The sequence below is a fragment of the Hymenobacter sp. 102 genome (assembly GCF_049949205.1).
GTDB lineage: Bacteria > Bacteroidota > Bacteroidia > Cytophagales > Hymenobacteraceae > Hymenobacter.
Window position 1 is genome coordinate 1,730,954 of the sequence record NZ_CP188172.1, and the last position, 15,434, is coordinate 1,746,387.

General features: G+C 51.1%; 7 protein-coding genes and 1 pseudogene. 5 read left to right on the forward strand and 3 right to left on the reverse strand.

What is annotated here, in order from left to right:
* Nucleotides 1-2 precede the first annotated feature (2 nt).
* On the reverse strand, nucleotides 3-3,047 hold the full coding sequence (locus ACN19L_RS07460) for a SusC/RagA family TonB-linked outer membrane protein (RefSeq protein ID WP_426492889.1): 3,045 nt from the start codon (nucleotides 3,045-3,047) through the stop codon (nucleotides 3-5).
* Between the two features lie 413 nt (nucleotides 3,048-3,460).
* Here ACN19L_RS07460 and ACN19L_RS07465 point away from each other — a divergent pair, with 413 nt between their 5' ends.
* From ACN19L_RS07465 to ACN19L_RS07475, 3 genes are all read left to right on the forward strand, one after another.
* On the forward strand, nucleotides 3,461-6,577 hold the full coding sequence (locus ACN19L_RS07465) for a SusC/RagA family TonB-linked outer membrane protein (protein ID WP_426492890.1): 3,117 nt from the start codon (nucleotides 3,461-3,463) through the stop codon (nucleotides 6,575-6,577).
* A gap of 109 nt (nucleotides 6,578-6,686) precedes the next feature.
* Entirely contained in the window at nucleotides 6,687-8,093 is a 1,407-nt protein-coding gene (locus tag ACN19L_RS07470; protein ID WP_426492891.1) for a SusD/RagB family nutrient-binding outer membrane lipoprotein, read from the forward strand.
* A gap of 90 nt (nucleotides 8,094-8,183) precedes the next feature.
* Nucleotides 8,184-9,554 (forward strand): c-type cytochrome, encoded by a 1,371-nt coding sequence (locus ACN19L_RS07475; RefSeq protein WP_426492892.1) that lies wholly within the window; start codon nucleotides 8,184-8,186, stop codon nucleotides 9,552-9,554.
* Here the strand turns inward: ACN19L_RS07475 and ACN19L_RS07480 are convergent.
* Nucleotides 9,474-9,740, reverse strand: a pseudogene (locus ACN19L_RS07480) (IS3 family transposase); the annotation flags it as partial. The gene ACN19L_RS07475 and the pseudogene ACN19L_RS07480 overlap by 81 nt on opposite strands.
* 62 nt (nucleotides 9,741-9,802) lie before the next feature.
* A complete protein-coding gene (locus ACN19L_RS07485) occupies nucleotides 9,803-9,955 on the reverse strand; it encodes a hypothetical protein (RefSeq protein WP_426492893.1) in 153 nt (50 codons plus the stop codon).
* 791 nt (nucleotides 9,956-10,746) lie between these two features.
* Between ACN19L_RS07485 and ACN19L_RS07490 the strand changes: the two genes are divergently transcribed.
* Entirely contained in the window at nucleotides 10,747-13,986 is a 3,240-nt protein-coding gene (locus tag ACN19L_RS07490) for a SusC/RagA family TonB-linked outer membrane protein (RefSeq protein WP_426492894.1), read from the forward strand.
* Nucleotides 13,987-14,008: 22 nt separating this feature from the next.
* On the forward strand, nucleotides 14,009-15,397 hold the full coding sequence (locus ACN19L_RS07495; RefSeq protein WP_426492895.1) for a RagB/SusD family nutrient uptake outer membrane protein: 1,389 nt from the start codon (nucleotides 14,009-14,011) through the stop codon (nucleotides 15,395-15,397).
* Nucleotides 15,398-15,434 lie beyond the last annotated feature (37 nt).

Below are 15,434 nucleotides of genomic sequence, written 5' to 3' on the forward strand. Positions count from 1 at the left end.
ACTTAGAAGTCAATGTTGATGTGGAAGAATACCCTTCTAGTACTTGGGTAGCTGGCCACATCCACTTGGGCAAAGTTGGCCGTCGAGCCAAAGTTGGATACTTCAGGGTCATAGCCCACGTAATTAGTCCAGGTAATCAAGTTGTTTCCCGAAACCCCAACGCGAATATTTTGCACGTACTCCTTAAACAGACTGGTGCGGATACTGGTCGGAAGCGAATAATACACGGATGCCTCTCGTAAGCGCACGTATCCTGAGTTCTGGATAAACTCACGGGCTGTCAGGCCTTGGCGATACAGCCCTTTTGGTACGCCCGCCTCTTGGCTCGGCTCGCTCCAGTCTTCGGTAGTACCACCTTCATCTTTCAGCAGGCGGCTCAGGTTGCTGTTGTAGCCATCCTTCTTCCAGTGCAACAGAAACGATACCTCAAAACTGCGCGCGATTGTCAGCGAGTTCAGGAAAGACATCTGGAATGTCGGCTGCGCGTCTTCGTAACGGGTCAGGCCGCTGAAGTTCGGACTGTTAGGGTCGGCAGGTGTGCCATACCAGCGAGAGGGAGACTCTCCCACTACAAATACGTTGCGGCCAAATGTGGCCCCGAAGCCGGAACCAGTATTAAAGGGCGGCACCACTAGCGGATCTGTATAGAGTTTTGTTACCTCGGACCGATTGAGCCAGAACTGCGTGGTTGAATTCCAGTTGACAAAATTGCTCCGCACCGGGTTTATGTTCAAAGCCAGTTCCAGGCCCCGGTTACGTAAGTCCCCCACATTATATGCCCGAATCGAGGTAAGTCCCGTTGCCGGAGCTAGGGCATATGTGTTGACTAGGTCAAAAACCTTTTTGTTGTAAACGGTTGCCTCCAAGCCAATTCGGTTTTCAAGAAAACCTAGGTCAACCCCTAATTCCAGTTCCGAAGCAGTTTCTGGCTTGATATCGGGGTTGCCTAGCAAGGTTGAGGTCAGCAAACCCGGTCGGCCACCAGTGGAGGTTGCAACCAATGGGGAATATAAGCCGCCGAAGAAAGCTGGCCCGCCGGTTTCTCCATAAGCGGCCCGTAGCTTCAGCAGGTTCACTGCATCAAACGACCAGAACCCAAACTTAGCAATGTTGACAGCCAGCGAGGCTTTGGGGAAGGCATAGTACTTCTCCGGGTCACCATTCCGATTCGATTTATCAAATCGAATACCGGCAGTGGCAATAATCTGGTCCTGGAAATTAACTTCTTGCTGCCCCACAAAGCCCAGGTCCGCTTCCTCCGTAATGGTGGTTTCCTGAGTAGTTACAGTACCCCGGTTGGGAGTGTATGGGGGACCAGGGGAGAGATTTTGGCCTTGGTTAAAGGTTAAGTTCTGCTTTTGTGAAAGACGCACTGTACCTACCTGAGAAGTCAGGCTAACCGCGTCGCCCAATTTCCAGTCGTAGATCAGGAAGCCCTGCAGGTTAGAGTTGAAAAACTGGTTTTTAGCTACGCGGGCTGCTCCAGGCAATGCCAGGCTCCGTTGTGACTGCATATCTGAGGGCAGTGCCAGTAAGGCCGTGCTGCTGGAAAAGTCAACCCCACCCTGCGCCGCAAAACGCAGCGACGACACCCCATTATCAATCAGCCGCACACCTAAATTTGCCGTCTGAACGTAGCGGTTGGTTGTTTCCTCATTGATAGCCCGTTCCACTACTGCGAGCGGGTTATCACCCGTGTAGTCCGAGTCAGGAAACAGCCCAAGCTCATTTTTATGCAACTGGGCGTAGCTGGGAATGTAGGCCAACGTGTACCCCAACGCTACCCCACGGTTGTCGTTACCAGTAAAGCCACGCCGGTTTACAGAGTTGATGTAGTTGGAGCTAACTCCCAAATCAATTCTCTCCCCAATCTTGTGGTCTACATTCGCTCTGATGGAGTGCCGCTCAAAGCCAGTACGCTTCACAATACCTTCCTCATTCGTGGCGGAGCCCGACACGAAAAACTTCGTGCGCTCATTTCCGCCCGATACACTCAGTCCTGTGTTCCGCAGGAAAGCAGTATTTCCATATACTTCCTTCTCATAGTCGTAGATATTACCGGAAGCCTGTGCCGCAGCCAACTTTGCTTTTTCGCTTGCGCGGGTAGCATTCACGCTTGCTATCTGAGCGGGGGTAGCATTGTTGGGGTAGGCATAATACGTATCAATCTTGCTATCCGTCCAATCCTCTTTCCCTAACAGGCGCCACGCTTCCGCAAAGCCCAAATCTTGGTTAAAGCTTACCCGGGTTTTACCAGCCGCCCCGCGCTTGGTCTTAATAATGATAACCCCCGCATTGGCCCGCGTTCCATAAATAGCCGCGGCGCTCGGCCCCTTCAGAATTTCGATGCTCTCAATATCATTGGGGTTAAGATCAGCCAAACGGTTGATACCATTATCCTGCGAGGTGCGTCCTGTTCCGGCCGCAGCCCCGCTAAAGGCAGCAGAACCAGCACCATTGCCCACCTCGGCATTTACGGCGTACACGCCATCAATAATATAGAGTGGCTGCGAACTACCATTGATAGTAGAAATACCCCGCAACTGAACCGATAACCCCCCACCAGGCGCGCCACTCGTTTGCGCTATGTTGGCACCCACCACTTTCCCGCTCAATGCCGCGTCTACTGTAACGGGCCGCGTACTGCCTGTGAGTTCTTTCGACGATATAGTGGTGATGGCATTGGCCAGATTGGAGCGCTTCACCGAGGTAGCCAACCCGGTTACCACCACTTCATCCAGCGCTCGAGAATTCGCGGCTAGTGCTACTGTAAATGTAGTGCTAGTCCCGATTGCCCGCTCTACGCTATTGTACCCAATAGAGCTGAAGACGAGGGTGGAGGCAGTGGGAGGGGCACTGAGACTAAAAGCGCCGTCGCTGTCGGTGGAAGCTCCAATAGTGGTGCCTTTCACCAGCACCGTTACCCCCGGCAGCCCCTGCCCACTTGTGGCATCGGTAACCCGACCAGAAATCTCGCGGTTCTGGGCCGCCACCTGCTGCAACAGAATGGGGGAAGCCAGAAGCGCAGAAAGTAATGTTTTCCGCATGTGAGTAAGTTTAGAAATGAAAGAAACTTATGTAATACCTAAATTATCAAGATTATTTTCAACAAAACCCCCTGATAATTTAAGCATTATCAATCATACCTTAAACATAGCAAAAATAACATGTATAATGGTGTTAGCAGTGATGCTTTATCACTAGGACCACTGAAGTTTCGGCAGGTTAAAATTTCTATAATTCACGTGATGTATTCTTGCTCATTTTGATAACTATCAGAGCAAATTGTTCTATAATTGCTAATAAGGACCCACGGTACATGATTAAGTTGTGAAAAAATATTGCTTTTCGCATCTCAATCACACGACACCTTACGGCGCTGCATGGTTGCTCACAAGCGGGAGAACCGTTTCACTCACCCTTATCACTCACCTTTCTCACATTTCACACTCACACTATTATGCGTAAAGCACTATTTAGTGCGGTTTTGATCTCGCCTATCCTGTTGCAGCAGGCGGCCGCTCAGAACCGCGAGATTTCCGGTCGGGTTACTGACCGCAGTAATGGTCAGGGCTTACCTGGCGTTACCGTGCTGGTGAAAGGCACCACCATCGGGGCCTCCACTAATAGCGACGGCTCCTTCACCATCAGCGCCCCTGCTACCGCCTCTACCCTCGTCTTCAGCTCGGTAGGGTTCGTAACCGTGGAGCGCGCTATTGGCACCGAAACCAACATTTCGGTTGGTTTGGCAGCTGATACCAAAGTTCTGGGCGAAGTAGTAGTAACGGCTCTGGGCCGGGAGCAAGAGAAGAAAACGCTGGGCTACTCCGTGCAGGACGTACAAGGCGCTGCTCTGACGCAAGCCCGCGAATCCAACGTTGTGAACTCTCTGCAAGGCAAACTTGCCGGTGTGCAGATTTCGAACAGCCAAGGTGCTGTTGGTAGCTCGTCGCGTATCGTTATTCGCGGTGCCAAAACTATTGGTAGCAACCAACCTCTGTTCGTGGTAGATGGCCAGCCCATTGATAATTCCTCCTACGCCAACAGCGGCCCGAACGGCGGTGTTGACTACGGTAACGCTGCTTCGGATATCAACCCAGATGATATAGAAAGCATTTCGGTGTTGAAAGGCGCTAACGCTGCAGCCCTTTATGGTTCGCGTGGCGCTAACGGCGTAGTAGTAATTACAACTAAATCGGGGCGTAAATCCCGTGGCCTCGGTATTGCGGTGAACAGCACTACCACTTTCGAGAGTGTGCTGAAACTGCCGGATTACCAAAATGAATATGGCCAGGGCAATGGGGGACAATTCTCCTTCGTGGACGGTGCCGGTGGTGGTACCAACGATGGTGTAGATGAGAGTTGGGGACCTCGCCTCGACGGTCGCCTTATCCCCCAGTTTAACTCGCCAGTAGTAGGTGGCGTGCGTCAGGCTACTCCTTGGGTAGCCAACCCTAATAACGTACGTAACTTCTTCGAAACGGGTCGTACGTTCACCAACAACATTGCCCTCTCTGGTGGTAATGACAAGGCAGGTGTTCGTCTCTCGTATACTAACCTGACGCAGAATGGTATTCTACCAAATACCTTCATCCGCCGCAACACGGTAAACCTGAACGGTGGCGCTGATTTGACGGATAAGCTCAAGTTCAGCACTAACGTGAACTACGTGCAGAACCGGGGCCGTCGTCCGCAGTTGGGCTACAATGCTCAAAACGTAATGCAGCAATTCGTGTGGTTTGGCCGTCAGGTTAACATCGAAGAGCTGAAAGATTACAACAAAGGGGGCGAGAAGTATAACTGGAACTACAACTACCACAACAACCCCTACTTTACGCTCTACGAAAACCTCAACGATGACCGTCGTGACCGTGTAATCGGTAACATCACGTTGAGCTATTCGCCGACTTCGTGGCTGACCCTGACCGGCCGGACCACCAATGACTTCTACAATGAGTTTCACTCTCGCCGGATTGCCCTCGACGATATCGAGCAATCTATTGTAGACGATTACACAGAGGAAAAAATCTACTCTCTGGAGCGTAACACGGAATTCCTAGCAACTGTCACCCGCAATATCTCGGAGGACCTGACGCTGGATTTCCTGTTCGGTGCTAACCGCCGAGATGCTCGTTCCGAAACCAGTGCTACCGCCGCCAGCAACCTAGCCATTCCTGGCTTATACACGCTGGACAACTTCTCGACTCCGCTGACGGCCAACAGCCGTACGTATCGTCGTCGGGTGAACAGCTTGTATTCATCGGTTAAATTTGGCTACAAGGACTTCCTGTTCGTGGGCGGTACCGCCCGTAATGACTGGTCCTCAACCCTACCCAATGGCAAGAACTCGTACTTCTATCCCTCAGTTGACGCTAGCTTGGTGCTGACGGAAGCTTTCAAAGTAGAAGATTCATTCCTGTCGTTTGCCAAGCTGCGCGGTGGTTACGCCGAAGTGGGCTCCGATACGGAACCCTACCGTTTGAACGATGTGTATCTGAGCGGTGGTCTGCCCTTCGGCTCGCAACCAGCCATTACTACTTCCAATGCTCGGTTGAACCCCAACCTCAAACCCCAGCGGAGCCGCTCAACTGAGGCTGGTGCCGAAGTTCGGTTCTTCCAGAATCGCCTTGGCTTGGAACTGACCGCCTATAAAAACACCACGGTCGACCAAATCATTAACCTGCCGGTAACTGCAGCCACGGGCTACACTACCACACTGGTAAATGCTGGTGAAATCTCCAACAAAGGTCTGGAAGGCATCCTGACCATCTCTCCACTGAAACCCGAGAGTGCATTCCAGTGGACGCTGACGGCTAACGCCGCTGCTAACCGGAACCGCGTGGAAAGCCTGCTGCCAGGTATCAACACACTGGTGCTGGGCGGAACATGGGGTCTGAACGTGGAAGCTCGCGTAGGTCAACCTTATGGTGCGCTGTTTGGTAATGGCTACCTGCGTGTACCAGATGGACAGTACAAAGGTGAAATCATCTTCGAAGATGGTATTCCACTCACTGACCCTACCCGCCGCGTATTAGGTAACTACACGCCTAACTGGTTTGGTGGTCTGAACAACGAATTCAGCTTTAAAGGAGTAAACTTCAGCTTCCTAGTCGATACCCGTCAGGGCGGCGAAGTATATTCCGTAACCAACACTTGGGGTAACTACGCAGGGGTCCTGAAAAACACTCTGAATGGCCGTGAAACCGGAGTGGTTGGTAAAGGTGTAGTACGAAATGCCGATGGCAGCTATAGCCCCAACACGGTTTCCGCTGACGCAGAAACGTATTACAAAGAAAATTACATCAACTCTCTGCACGAGCCGAGTGTGTACGATGCCTCTTTCGTAAAGCTGCGCGAAGTAAAGCTGGGTTATCAGTTGCCCAAAGGCATTATCGGCAAGACTCCTTTCAAAACTATTGGAGTTTCCTTCGTGGGTCGTAACCTATGGCTGATTTCGTCTAAAGCCCCCAACATTGACCCTGAGACTTCCTTCAACAGCGGTGATGTTCAAGGTCTGGAATTTGGTCAGATTCCCTCGACGCGGAGCTATGGTTTCAACTTGAATCTGACTCTGTAAGATTCTGAACTCTTTTATTCGGCACCGCTGTTTTTGCAGCGGTGCCACTAAAAAATCAGCTTTGCTGCACATGAAATCGTCATACAAAAAACTAGCTCTGTTATTTCCGTTGGCACTGACTCTGGGTGCCTGCGAAAGTGACTTCGATAAGATCAACACCAACCCCAACAACTCGGAGGTTGCGCAACCCAATCTGCTGCTCACGCAGATTATCCGCTCAAATGTTTCCCGTTCTTGGGACGTAGCGGCCAACATGGATGGTGGTTTGCTCGTTGTTCAGCACTGGGCTAAAATCCAGTACACCAACGAGGACCGTTATGCCTTCCGTACCACCTCCTACCAATCCCTGTGGGATGGATATTATGCTGGTGGTTTGCAGGATGCTAATGTTCTGATCAGTTTGGGTAGAACCTCTAATAACGCTTCTTACCAGGGTGTAGGCTTGGTGATGCGCTCTTGGATGTTCTCTCTCCTAACGGACATCTACGGTGACATCCCGTACTCGCAGGCGCTGCAGGCCGACAAGTTTACCTCGCCTGTTTACGACGCCCAGCAAGATGTGTACAAAGGTCTGCTGGCTGACCTGAAAACGGCTTCGGATCTGCTCGCCAAGAAGGAAGGCAGCATTCAGGGCGATATTCTCTACAACGGTGACGTAGAGAAGTGGCGTCGTTTTGCTAATTCGCTGCGTCTGCGCCTAGCTATGCGCATTGCGGATGCAGACGCGGCTACTGCTCGTGCCACTGTGTCAGACGTATTCTCTGGCGACAACGTATTCCGGGCCAATAGCGACAATGCCCGTTTGGTATACTTGGATGCTACTTTCCCGAATGACAACCCCATTTTCGAGAACTTCAAAACGCGTGATGACCACCGCGTAAGCGAAACGCTGGTGACGCGTCTGAAAGCAGTTAACGACCCACGTTTGGCTGTGTATGCTGATCTGCCAGCTGACGGCGGTGATTACAAAGGTGTTCCGAACGGCTTGTTGAATGCTCAAGCCTCTGCTCTGGGTCTGAGCAAAACGTCGAAGCCAGGTATTGCTTTCCGTCGGGAGACTTCGCCAGCTGTTTTGATGACTTATGCCGAGGTGCTGTTCTTCAAAGCGGAGGCTATTCAGCGCGGTTTCATCACTGGTGTAGCTGCAACTGAATACAACCGTGCCATTACGGCATCTATGAACCAGTATGGTATTACGGACGCGGCTGCTATTACGGCTTACTTGGCTCAAGCCGATGTAGCCTACAATCCGGCCTCCTACAAAACCAGTATTGGCAACCAGAAATGGATTGCCTTGTATGGCCAAGGTTTGGAAGCATGGTCTGAGTGGCGTCGCCTGGATGCTCCTGCTTTGTTGGTGGCTCGCAATCCCGTGGCCGCAGCAGCAGGTAAAATTCCGGTACGCTTCCTCTATCCTGCTCAAGAGCAGTCGCTCAACCAAGCTAACTACGCAGCGGCCGTTAGTCGTCAGGGTGCTGATGCACTCACCACTAAATTGTGGTGGGATAAATTCTAAGCAATTCATCCTTACTTAAAAAAAGGTCCCCACATCATGTGGGGACCTTTTTTCGTGTCTGAACTAAATGTTTTTTTCAGTCCTTGTAGCTTGCAGATTGTATTAGGGCACCTTCTACCCTACCACCTTATTACCCAAAGATTCATCGTGCGGTTTTCGCTTTCTTTCCAGCTTCTGCTTGCGGCCTTATCTACAGCAATTTTGTTTACAGCAGCCCCGGCTCGGGCGCAAACAAAGGAGGTCACGTACGCCAGAGACATTGCCCCGATCATCAGTCGTAACTGCGTTTCATGCCATAAGGTAGGCGGAGCTGGTCCATTTTCTTTGATGACTTACGCAGAAGTGTTCCGTCATCGTAAGACCATCCAAGCCGTCACAAAGAACCGGTATATGCCTCCATGGAAGGCGGACCCACACTACGTATCGTTTGCCAATGAGCGCCGCCTCACCACTGCTGAAATTCAGCTGATTAGCCGATGGGTTGAGAGCAATGGTCGAGAGGGTAGTAAGAGTACGCCCATTTCACCGTCACCAACGGCAAGTAATCTACCGCCCAAGCCGGACTTGGTATTACGCCCTAAACAGGCACTGCAGATTAAAGGAGATGGAAATGAGACATTCGTTATTTTCAAAATTCCTTTCGAGCTGCCTCAGGGCAAAGCCGTTAAAGCGCTGGAATTCATTCCGGGCAACCGTCAGCTGGTACACCACGCCAACTTTGCAGTGCAGGCTGTTAGTCAAGATGTTGATATATATCGGGGCAGCGAGGTAGCACTGTCCGATCAATTTCAGACCAACTTAGGCGAATTTCAACCCTTCATGCAAGATGTAGTATATTATGGAGGATGGATACCAGGAGCTAGTCCACAAAGCTTCCCTAATGGTATCGGCTTTACGATGCCTACCCGCGGCGTGATTTTATTGACTATGCACTATGGTCCTTCCAGTGTGCCCACCCAAGATTTATCAACCCTCAATATCTATTTCTCTCCCACCCCAATCAAGCGAATAGTCCAAGCCACCAGTATTGGATCTGGTGGAATTGGCAAAATTGAACCTCCGTTGGTCATTCCGGCGGATAGTGTCAAAACTTTCCGGGTAGACTTAGTGACATCTATGGACCTGTCGGTGCTGTACGTCTGGCCGCACATGCACCTGCTAGGCAAAAACTTTGAAGCTTGGGCCACTACCCCTGACAACAAAGTACTGCCCATGGTCAAAATTCCTGAGTGGGATTTCCGCTGGCAGGAAGCTTACCAGTTTAAAAACCTGTTGCACGTTCCCAAAGGGTCGATTATTCACGTGCGAGGCACCTACGATAATACTGCTCAAAACCCAAATAATCCGTTCAATCCTCCGCAAATGATTATTTCTCAGGATCTAATGGAGTCCCGAAGTGAAATGCTCAATTTGATTATGCTGTTTCTCGAATATCAACCAGGCGATGAGCGCATCCATTAAGCGCTGCTGATGTATAGATAGGCCGTACACTTTTCGTACATAGATTAATGTTGGTGTTTTGAAGTAATTGGATGAGCGGTAGGCAAGAGCAGAGTGGCGCCGCTCATCGTTGTAATAAACAATGCAGTGGCTGAGTTCGAGGCGAGCCTCTTCCAGGCCAGAAAAGCTGCCGCCGTCAAGCAGTTCAGTTTTGAGCCGGCTTCAAAAAGATTCGGCTAAGGCATTATTATAGAAGTTTCTGCATCGAATCATGTTCTGCGCCGCGCCGTGGCCAGCAGCAGATTGCGGAAGCGCGTGGCCGTGTATTGGCGGGCTTGGTCGGGGTATACTATTAAGCCCATCGACGGCTGGTGTACCACCAGGGTCCGGCTCAAGGCTTCGCTTACAATATTTTTGGGCATGGTTTCGCACACAGCCTTGCCCACGAATTAGCGCGAGCAGGCGTACTAGTTGGTTAGGTACACCCAACCGCCGCCGTGTTTGGGCAAGCACGTGATGTCACTGGCCCACACCTGATTCGGGGCCGTGGGGCGCGGCTGGCCCAGCAAGCGGGTAGGTGCTACGCGCCGCCCTGGCACAACTTCCGCACCGGCACCCTGCGGCAGTGCCCGTCAATGAAGCGGTAGCGGCTCACGGCGTCTCGCGGCTGAGCCTGCGCTTATAGCAGGCAACTGGCCAAGGCTTTTTTTTAAGATGTCCCGCTCGCGTTGCACCCGCTCCCGCTCGGTGCGCAGGGCCCGCACTTCCGGGTCGCGACCCAACTCAGCGGCGGCTTGTTGCTGCTGCCAGCGGTAGAGCCGCTTCGGGCTGATGCCCAACTACCGGGCCGCGGCTCGCGTGCTGCGGCTCTCATTGGCCAGACGCAGGGACTCGGCCTTGAACGCGTCGTCGTATTTGCGCCGCTTATCCGGTACTTACTTGTAGAGTCGTTGCCATGACCGGAGGAAAATATGCCCCAATTTCTTCCGGCCCCGCTAGATCACCTCAAACCAACGCTACGCTTTGTGTCAGTACTATACCATAAGAATACATTTCATTGGCATAAACTATCCGTTCGCCAGTGAAATGAGCATTTTCACCTTTTTTTTATCGTATCTCGCTGCAAGTAGAAGAAGTTATAAGAATTGATGCTTATTTTTAACATTCTTATCAATAGAGGTAAGGGCTACTGCACCATTTTTCAACCTTCTACATGAAAAAACACCTACTGCTGACAGCCCCAGTTATATTGGCTGCGCTAACTCAAGTAACAGCACAAACACGGGCTGTTTCAGGCCAAGTTAAGGACCGTACCACTGGTGAAGGTTTACCCGGTGTTACAGTACTGGTTAAGGGCACAAGCATCGGCGTATCAACAAACTCCAATGGCGATTTTACGCTGAATGCTCCCGCCGAAGCAACCACTTTGGTATTCAGTTCTGTTGGCTTCGTTACTACTGAACAAGCCATCACGAGCGGCCCTGTCAATGTAAACATGGCCGCTGATACCAAGGCCCTCAACGAAGTTGTAATTACTGGTTTCGGTGCCTCTCAGGAACGTCGGGAAATAACGGGGGCTATTGCTTCTGTGAAGGCACAGGAAATTGAGGACTTACCGGTTGCCAGTGTAGATCAAGCATTGCAAGGCCGAGCATCTGGTGTACAAATCAGCCAGAACTCTGGAACACCTGGTTCCGGTATTGCTGTACGGGTACGAGGCTCTGGTTCCATTACGGCCGGTAGCGAGCCTTTATATGTTATTGACGGCATCCCGATTAATACGGGCAGCTACTCAAATGTTGGCGTAGGTGGACAGCAGACGAATGCTCTATCTGACTTGAACCCAAATGATATAGAGTCATTTGAAATTCTTAAGGACGCAGCGGCTTCTGCTATTTATGGTTCACGTGGTGCTAACGGGGTTGTAATTATTACTACCAAGCGGGGCCGAGCTCAAAAGACTAAAGTTAATGTTGGCTACTATACAGGCTTTGCCGAGCCCTGGCGCCAAGTACGAAAGCTTAATGGGCAGCAACAAACGGAGTTACTACTTGAGATGATTCAGAACCGGTATCCGGTAGATGGTCAGGGTAGAATTATTGCTTCTAACATCAGCGCGACTCCATGGCGTAGCTACGCAGATCTGGCTGCGTATAATTTTAGCGAGGCTGGAGCTAGTGTAGTGAATGGCCAGCTTGTAACTAATGATAATGGAGATGGTGTGCGGGATGTGTCAGTGTTCCAAAATCCCTCGACAGCACCTAACACCGACTGGCAGGATGAGGTTTTTCGGAAAGCGGCCATTAGTAACTACGATATCTCCTTCCGGGGCGGTAACGATAAGACCCGCTTCTTAATTTCCGGAGCGTACTTCGACCAGAAAGGTATCATTATTGAATCAGGCTTCAAGCGCTTGAGCGGTCGTTTCAACCTCGACCACAGCATCAGCGACAAAGTCCGCACTGGTTTCAGCCTAGGTCTTAACCGTTCTTTCAATAACCGCATCCAGAACGATAATAACATCAATGGAGTATTGAGCGCGGCAGTGCTGGTAGGCTCAGATATTCCAATATTTCGGGCCGATGGATCATATGCTAAAGACCCTGGAGCTTCTACAGAAAATCCATTGGCTGCTGCCCGCGAACCTCTCATCCGGGCTGTCAGTTCCCGTATCATTGGTACGCAATACACCGAATTTGAACTCATCAAAAATCTGACGTACCGAGCCACCTTCGGTTTGGATTACTTGAATTTTAACGATCAAACCTTTTTCCCAACTACCACTAACACTGGTATTGGAGTAAACGGCTCGGGTTACGTATCGAATAACCAAGATGTAAACTTCAACCATATCAGCTCCATTAATTACTCGAAGCTGATTGGTGAGAAGCATAGTATTTCGGCTCAGTTGGTAGCAGACTATCAGCAAAGCCGCTTCCGCAGTGTTTCGGCTTCTGCAACCAATTTTCCGGGCAACAGTCTCCCTGAGTTGAATGCAGGTGCACAAAAGACTGGAGCCAGTAGCAGCGCAACTCTCTACAATATCTTCGGTTCCCTGTTGCGGGTGAACTATACTTTTGCTGACCGCTACTTATTTGGTGCGACTTTACGGCGAGACGTTTCTTCGCGCTTTGGCCGCAACAACCGTGTTGGTTATTTCCCAGCTGCGTCTATTGGCTGGCGAGTACTGGATGAGCCTTTCCTGAAAGGCAAAACTCCTATGAGCGAGTTGAAGATTCGTGGTAGCTACGGTATCACTGGCAACCAAGAAATTGGCAACTTCGATGCGCTGAGCTTGCTCAGCCCAGGCACTAACTTCGCGGGCGTCGCAGGTTTAGCTCCAACCCAGTTAGGTAATCCTAACTTAAGCTGGGAACGAACCGCACAACTCAACGTCGGTATCGACATTGGATTCTTCGACAACCGCTTACTATTCGTCGGTGATGTGTACCGGAAAAACACTACTGACCTGCTGCTCCCGCAAACGCTACCCAGCAACTCTGGTTTCGCTTCCTACCTCACTAACATTGGTAGAATGCGCAATGAGGGTATTGAACTAGGCTTGACGACCATAAACGTGCGCAATGCTGGTGCGGGCGGATTTGAATGGAATACCAACTTCAACTTCTCGCTTAACCGCAACGAAGTGCTTAAGCTGGCTGGGCCTCCTCAAGCAGCCGGTTTCGCTAGCTGGCTACAAGAAGGTCAGCCACTGGGTGCATTCCGAGGCTACCGAGTGGAAAGAATCTTCCAATCACAGGAAGAAATCAACACGCTCGATGCCGCCGCGCAGGCTTTGTATGGCACGTCCGCCCGTTACCAGGCAGCTACTACTCGTCCTGGCGACATCATGTTCCGGGACATCAATGGTCGGGATGCCGCAGGCAATCTGACGGGTAAGCCGGATGGCCGAATCACAGGCGATGACCAAGAAATCTTGGGAAGCGGTCAGCCTAACTTCTTTGGTGGTATCAATAATACTCTGCGTTATAAAGGCTTCGACCTGACTGCCTTTGTGCAGTATCAAGTAGGCAACGAAATCTATAACAACACCCGTTCCTTTGCGGAGGGTATGAACGGTGTGTTCGGGCAGAGTGCGGAAGTTCTGAATCGCTGGACACCAATCAATACGAATACGGACATTCCACGGGCAGTTTTTGGTGACCCCAACAACAACCGTCGCGTTTCTGACCGCTTTATTGAGGATGGCTCATACGTACGTTTGCGCAATGTGCGCCTGGGTTATTCTCTCCCCACTGTTCTTGCCAGCCGGGCTCGCTTGAGCAACGTGAGTATTTATGTGCAAGCCCAGAACTTGGTGACTTTCACCAAGTACTCTGGCTTCGACCCGGAAGTAAATACATTCAGCGGCAGCAACACAGCCCTGGGCACCGACTTCCTGACTTTCCCACAGGCGCGCTCCTTCACGGTTGGTGTCAATCTGGGTCTGTAATCATCGTTTTTCTCTCCTGATCATGAATACATCTTTAGTGAAACGCACGCTTACCACGGCGGCCTTTCTGCTCACCCTAGGTTTTACCACCACTTCCTGCGAAGAATTTGTAGAAGCTAAGCCTATCAACAGCCTTGATGCAGAAGCTGGCTATCAAACGCCTCAAGACGTACAAGCTGGTCTGACGGGGGCCTATGATGCATTGCAAAGCGTTAACTATTGGGGGTTACGCTACCAAGTATTTGCAGAAATGGGGGCAGATAACGTGCGTCATCGAGGCACATTCCCATCGTTTGCTGCCATTTTTAATAATCAGATATTGTTCGACAACGTAGAGTTGAGCAATATGTACAGCGTAATTTATTCTGGTATCAACCGGGCAAATTATGTTATTCAGCAGGCCGAGCGGTTTGAAAATACGCTGACCTTTAACAAAAACCAGGTAATCGCGGAAGCTCGCTTACTCCGAGCTTTCCACTACATGAACCTGATTGGTTACTGGGGCGGTAAGCCTGAAGGTTACGGATACGCCGATGGTTTAGGTGTACCATTGCGCCTGACGCCGACCAATTCGCCGAGCGATGCTGCGGCCATTGCTCGTAGCTCGGAGCAGGAGGTTATTGCGGCAATCAATGCAGATCTCACGTTCGCAATTGCCAACCTACCGGCTGCCGTGGGTAACCGTGCCCGTTTGAGCCGGCCTGCTGCTAATGCACTAAAGGCACGTTTTGCGCTGCGGAACCGAGACTACGCCACGGCCGCTGCCGCTGCGGCAGAGGTGCCAACCTACACCTTAACCAGCAGCTATGAGTCTATCTTCCGGGATAAAAACAGTTCCGAATCTATTTGGGAACTGGCTTTTGACCCTACGGATACCAACCAGTTAGCTTTCTTCTATTACCCTTCGGCTAATGGTGGGCGTACGGAAGTTGCCTTCACCACTTCGTTGCAACAAGCTCACGAAGCTAATGACCAGCGCCTACCGGTGAATGCTGCTACCACTCCCACCGGAACTACACGGAAATATACTCGTCCGGCTGGCGATGATAACGTGATTCTGGTTCGTTACCCAGAAGTATTGCTCACGCGTGCTGAAGCTCTTGCCCGTATAGGGGGAGCAGCAAACCTCACTGCGGCCGTCGGCTTTTTAAATACTGTACGTAGTCGAGCTGGCCTGGCAGCGCGCACTGTTACCACGCAGGATGCTCTGATTGCCGATATCCTACGGGAGCGGCGCATTGAACTGGCACATGAAGGTTTCCGCTGGTTTGATCTGCGCCGGACAGGTACAGCTCTGACTACAGTACCCAGCTTGGCTGCGCAAAATCAGTCCTTCCGACTATTATGGCCAATCCCGCAGCGGGAAATTCTTAATGGCGGTGGCTTAGTCGTTCAAAACCCTAACTATTAAGCGACTAGACGATTCTATTTAACAAAAAGAGCCCCGC

Excerpts from the sequence above, each read along its gene's own strand:
- ACN19L_RS07460 (WP_426492889.1), bottom strand. The coding sequence starts at position 3,047 with ATGCGGAAAACATTACTTTCTGCGCTTCTGGCTTCCCCCATTCTGTTG.
- ACN19L_RS07490 (WP_426492894.1), top strand. The coding sequence starts at position 10,747 with ATGAAAAAACACCTACTGCTGACAGCCCCAGTTATATTGGCTGCGCTA.
- ACN19L_RS07465 (WP_426492890.1), top strand. The coding sequence starts at position 3,461 with ATGCGTAAAGCACTATTTAGTGCGGTTTTGATCTCGCCTATCCTGTTG.
- ACN19L_RS07495 (WP_426492895.1), top strand. The coding sequence starts at position 14,009 with ATGAATACATCTTTAGTGAAACGCACGCTTACCACGGCGGCCTTTCTG.
- ACN19L_RS07485 (WP_426492893.1), bottom strand. The coding sequence starts at position 9,955 with ATGCCCAAAAATATTGTAAGCGAAGCCTTGAGCCGGACCCTGGTGGTA.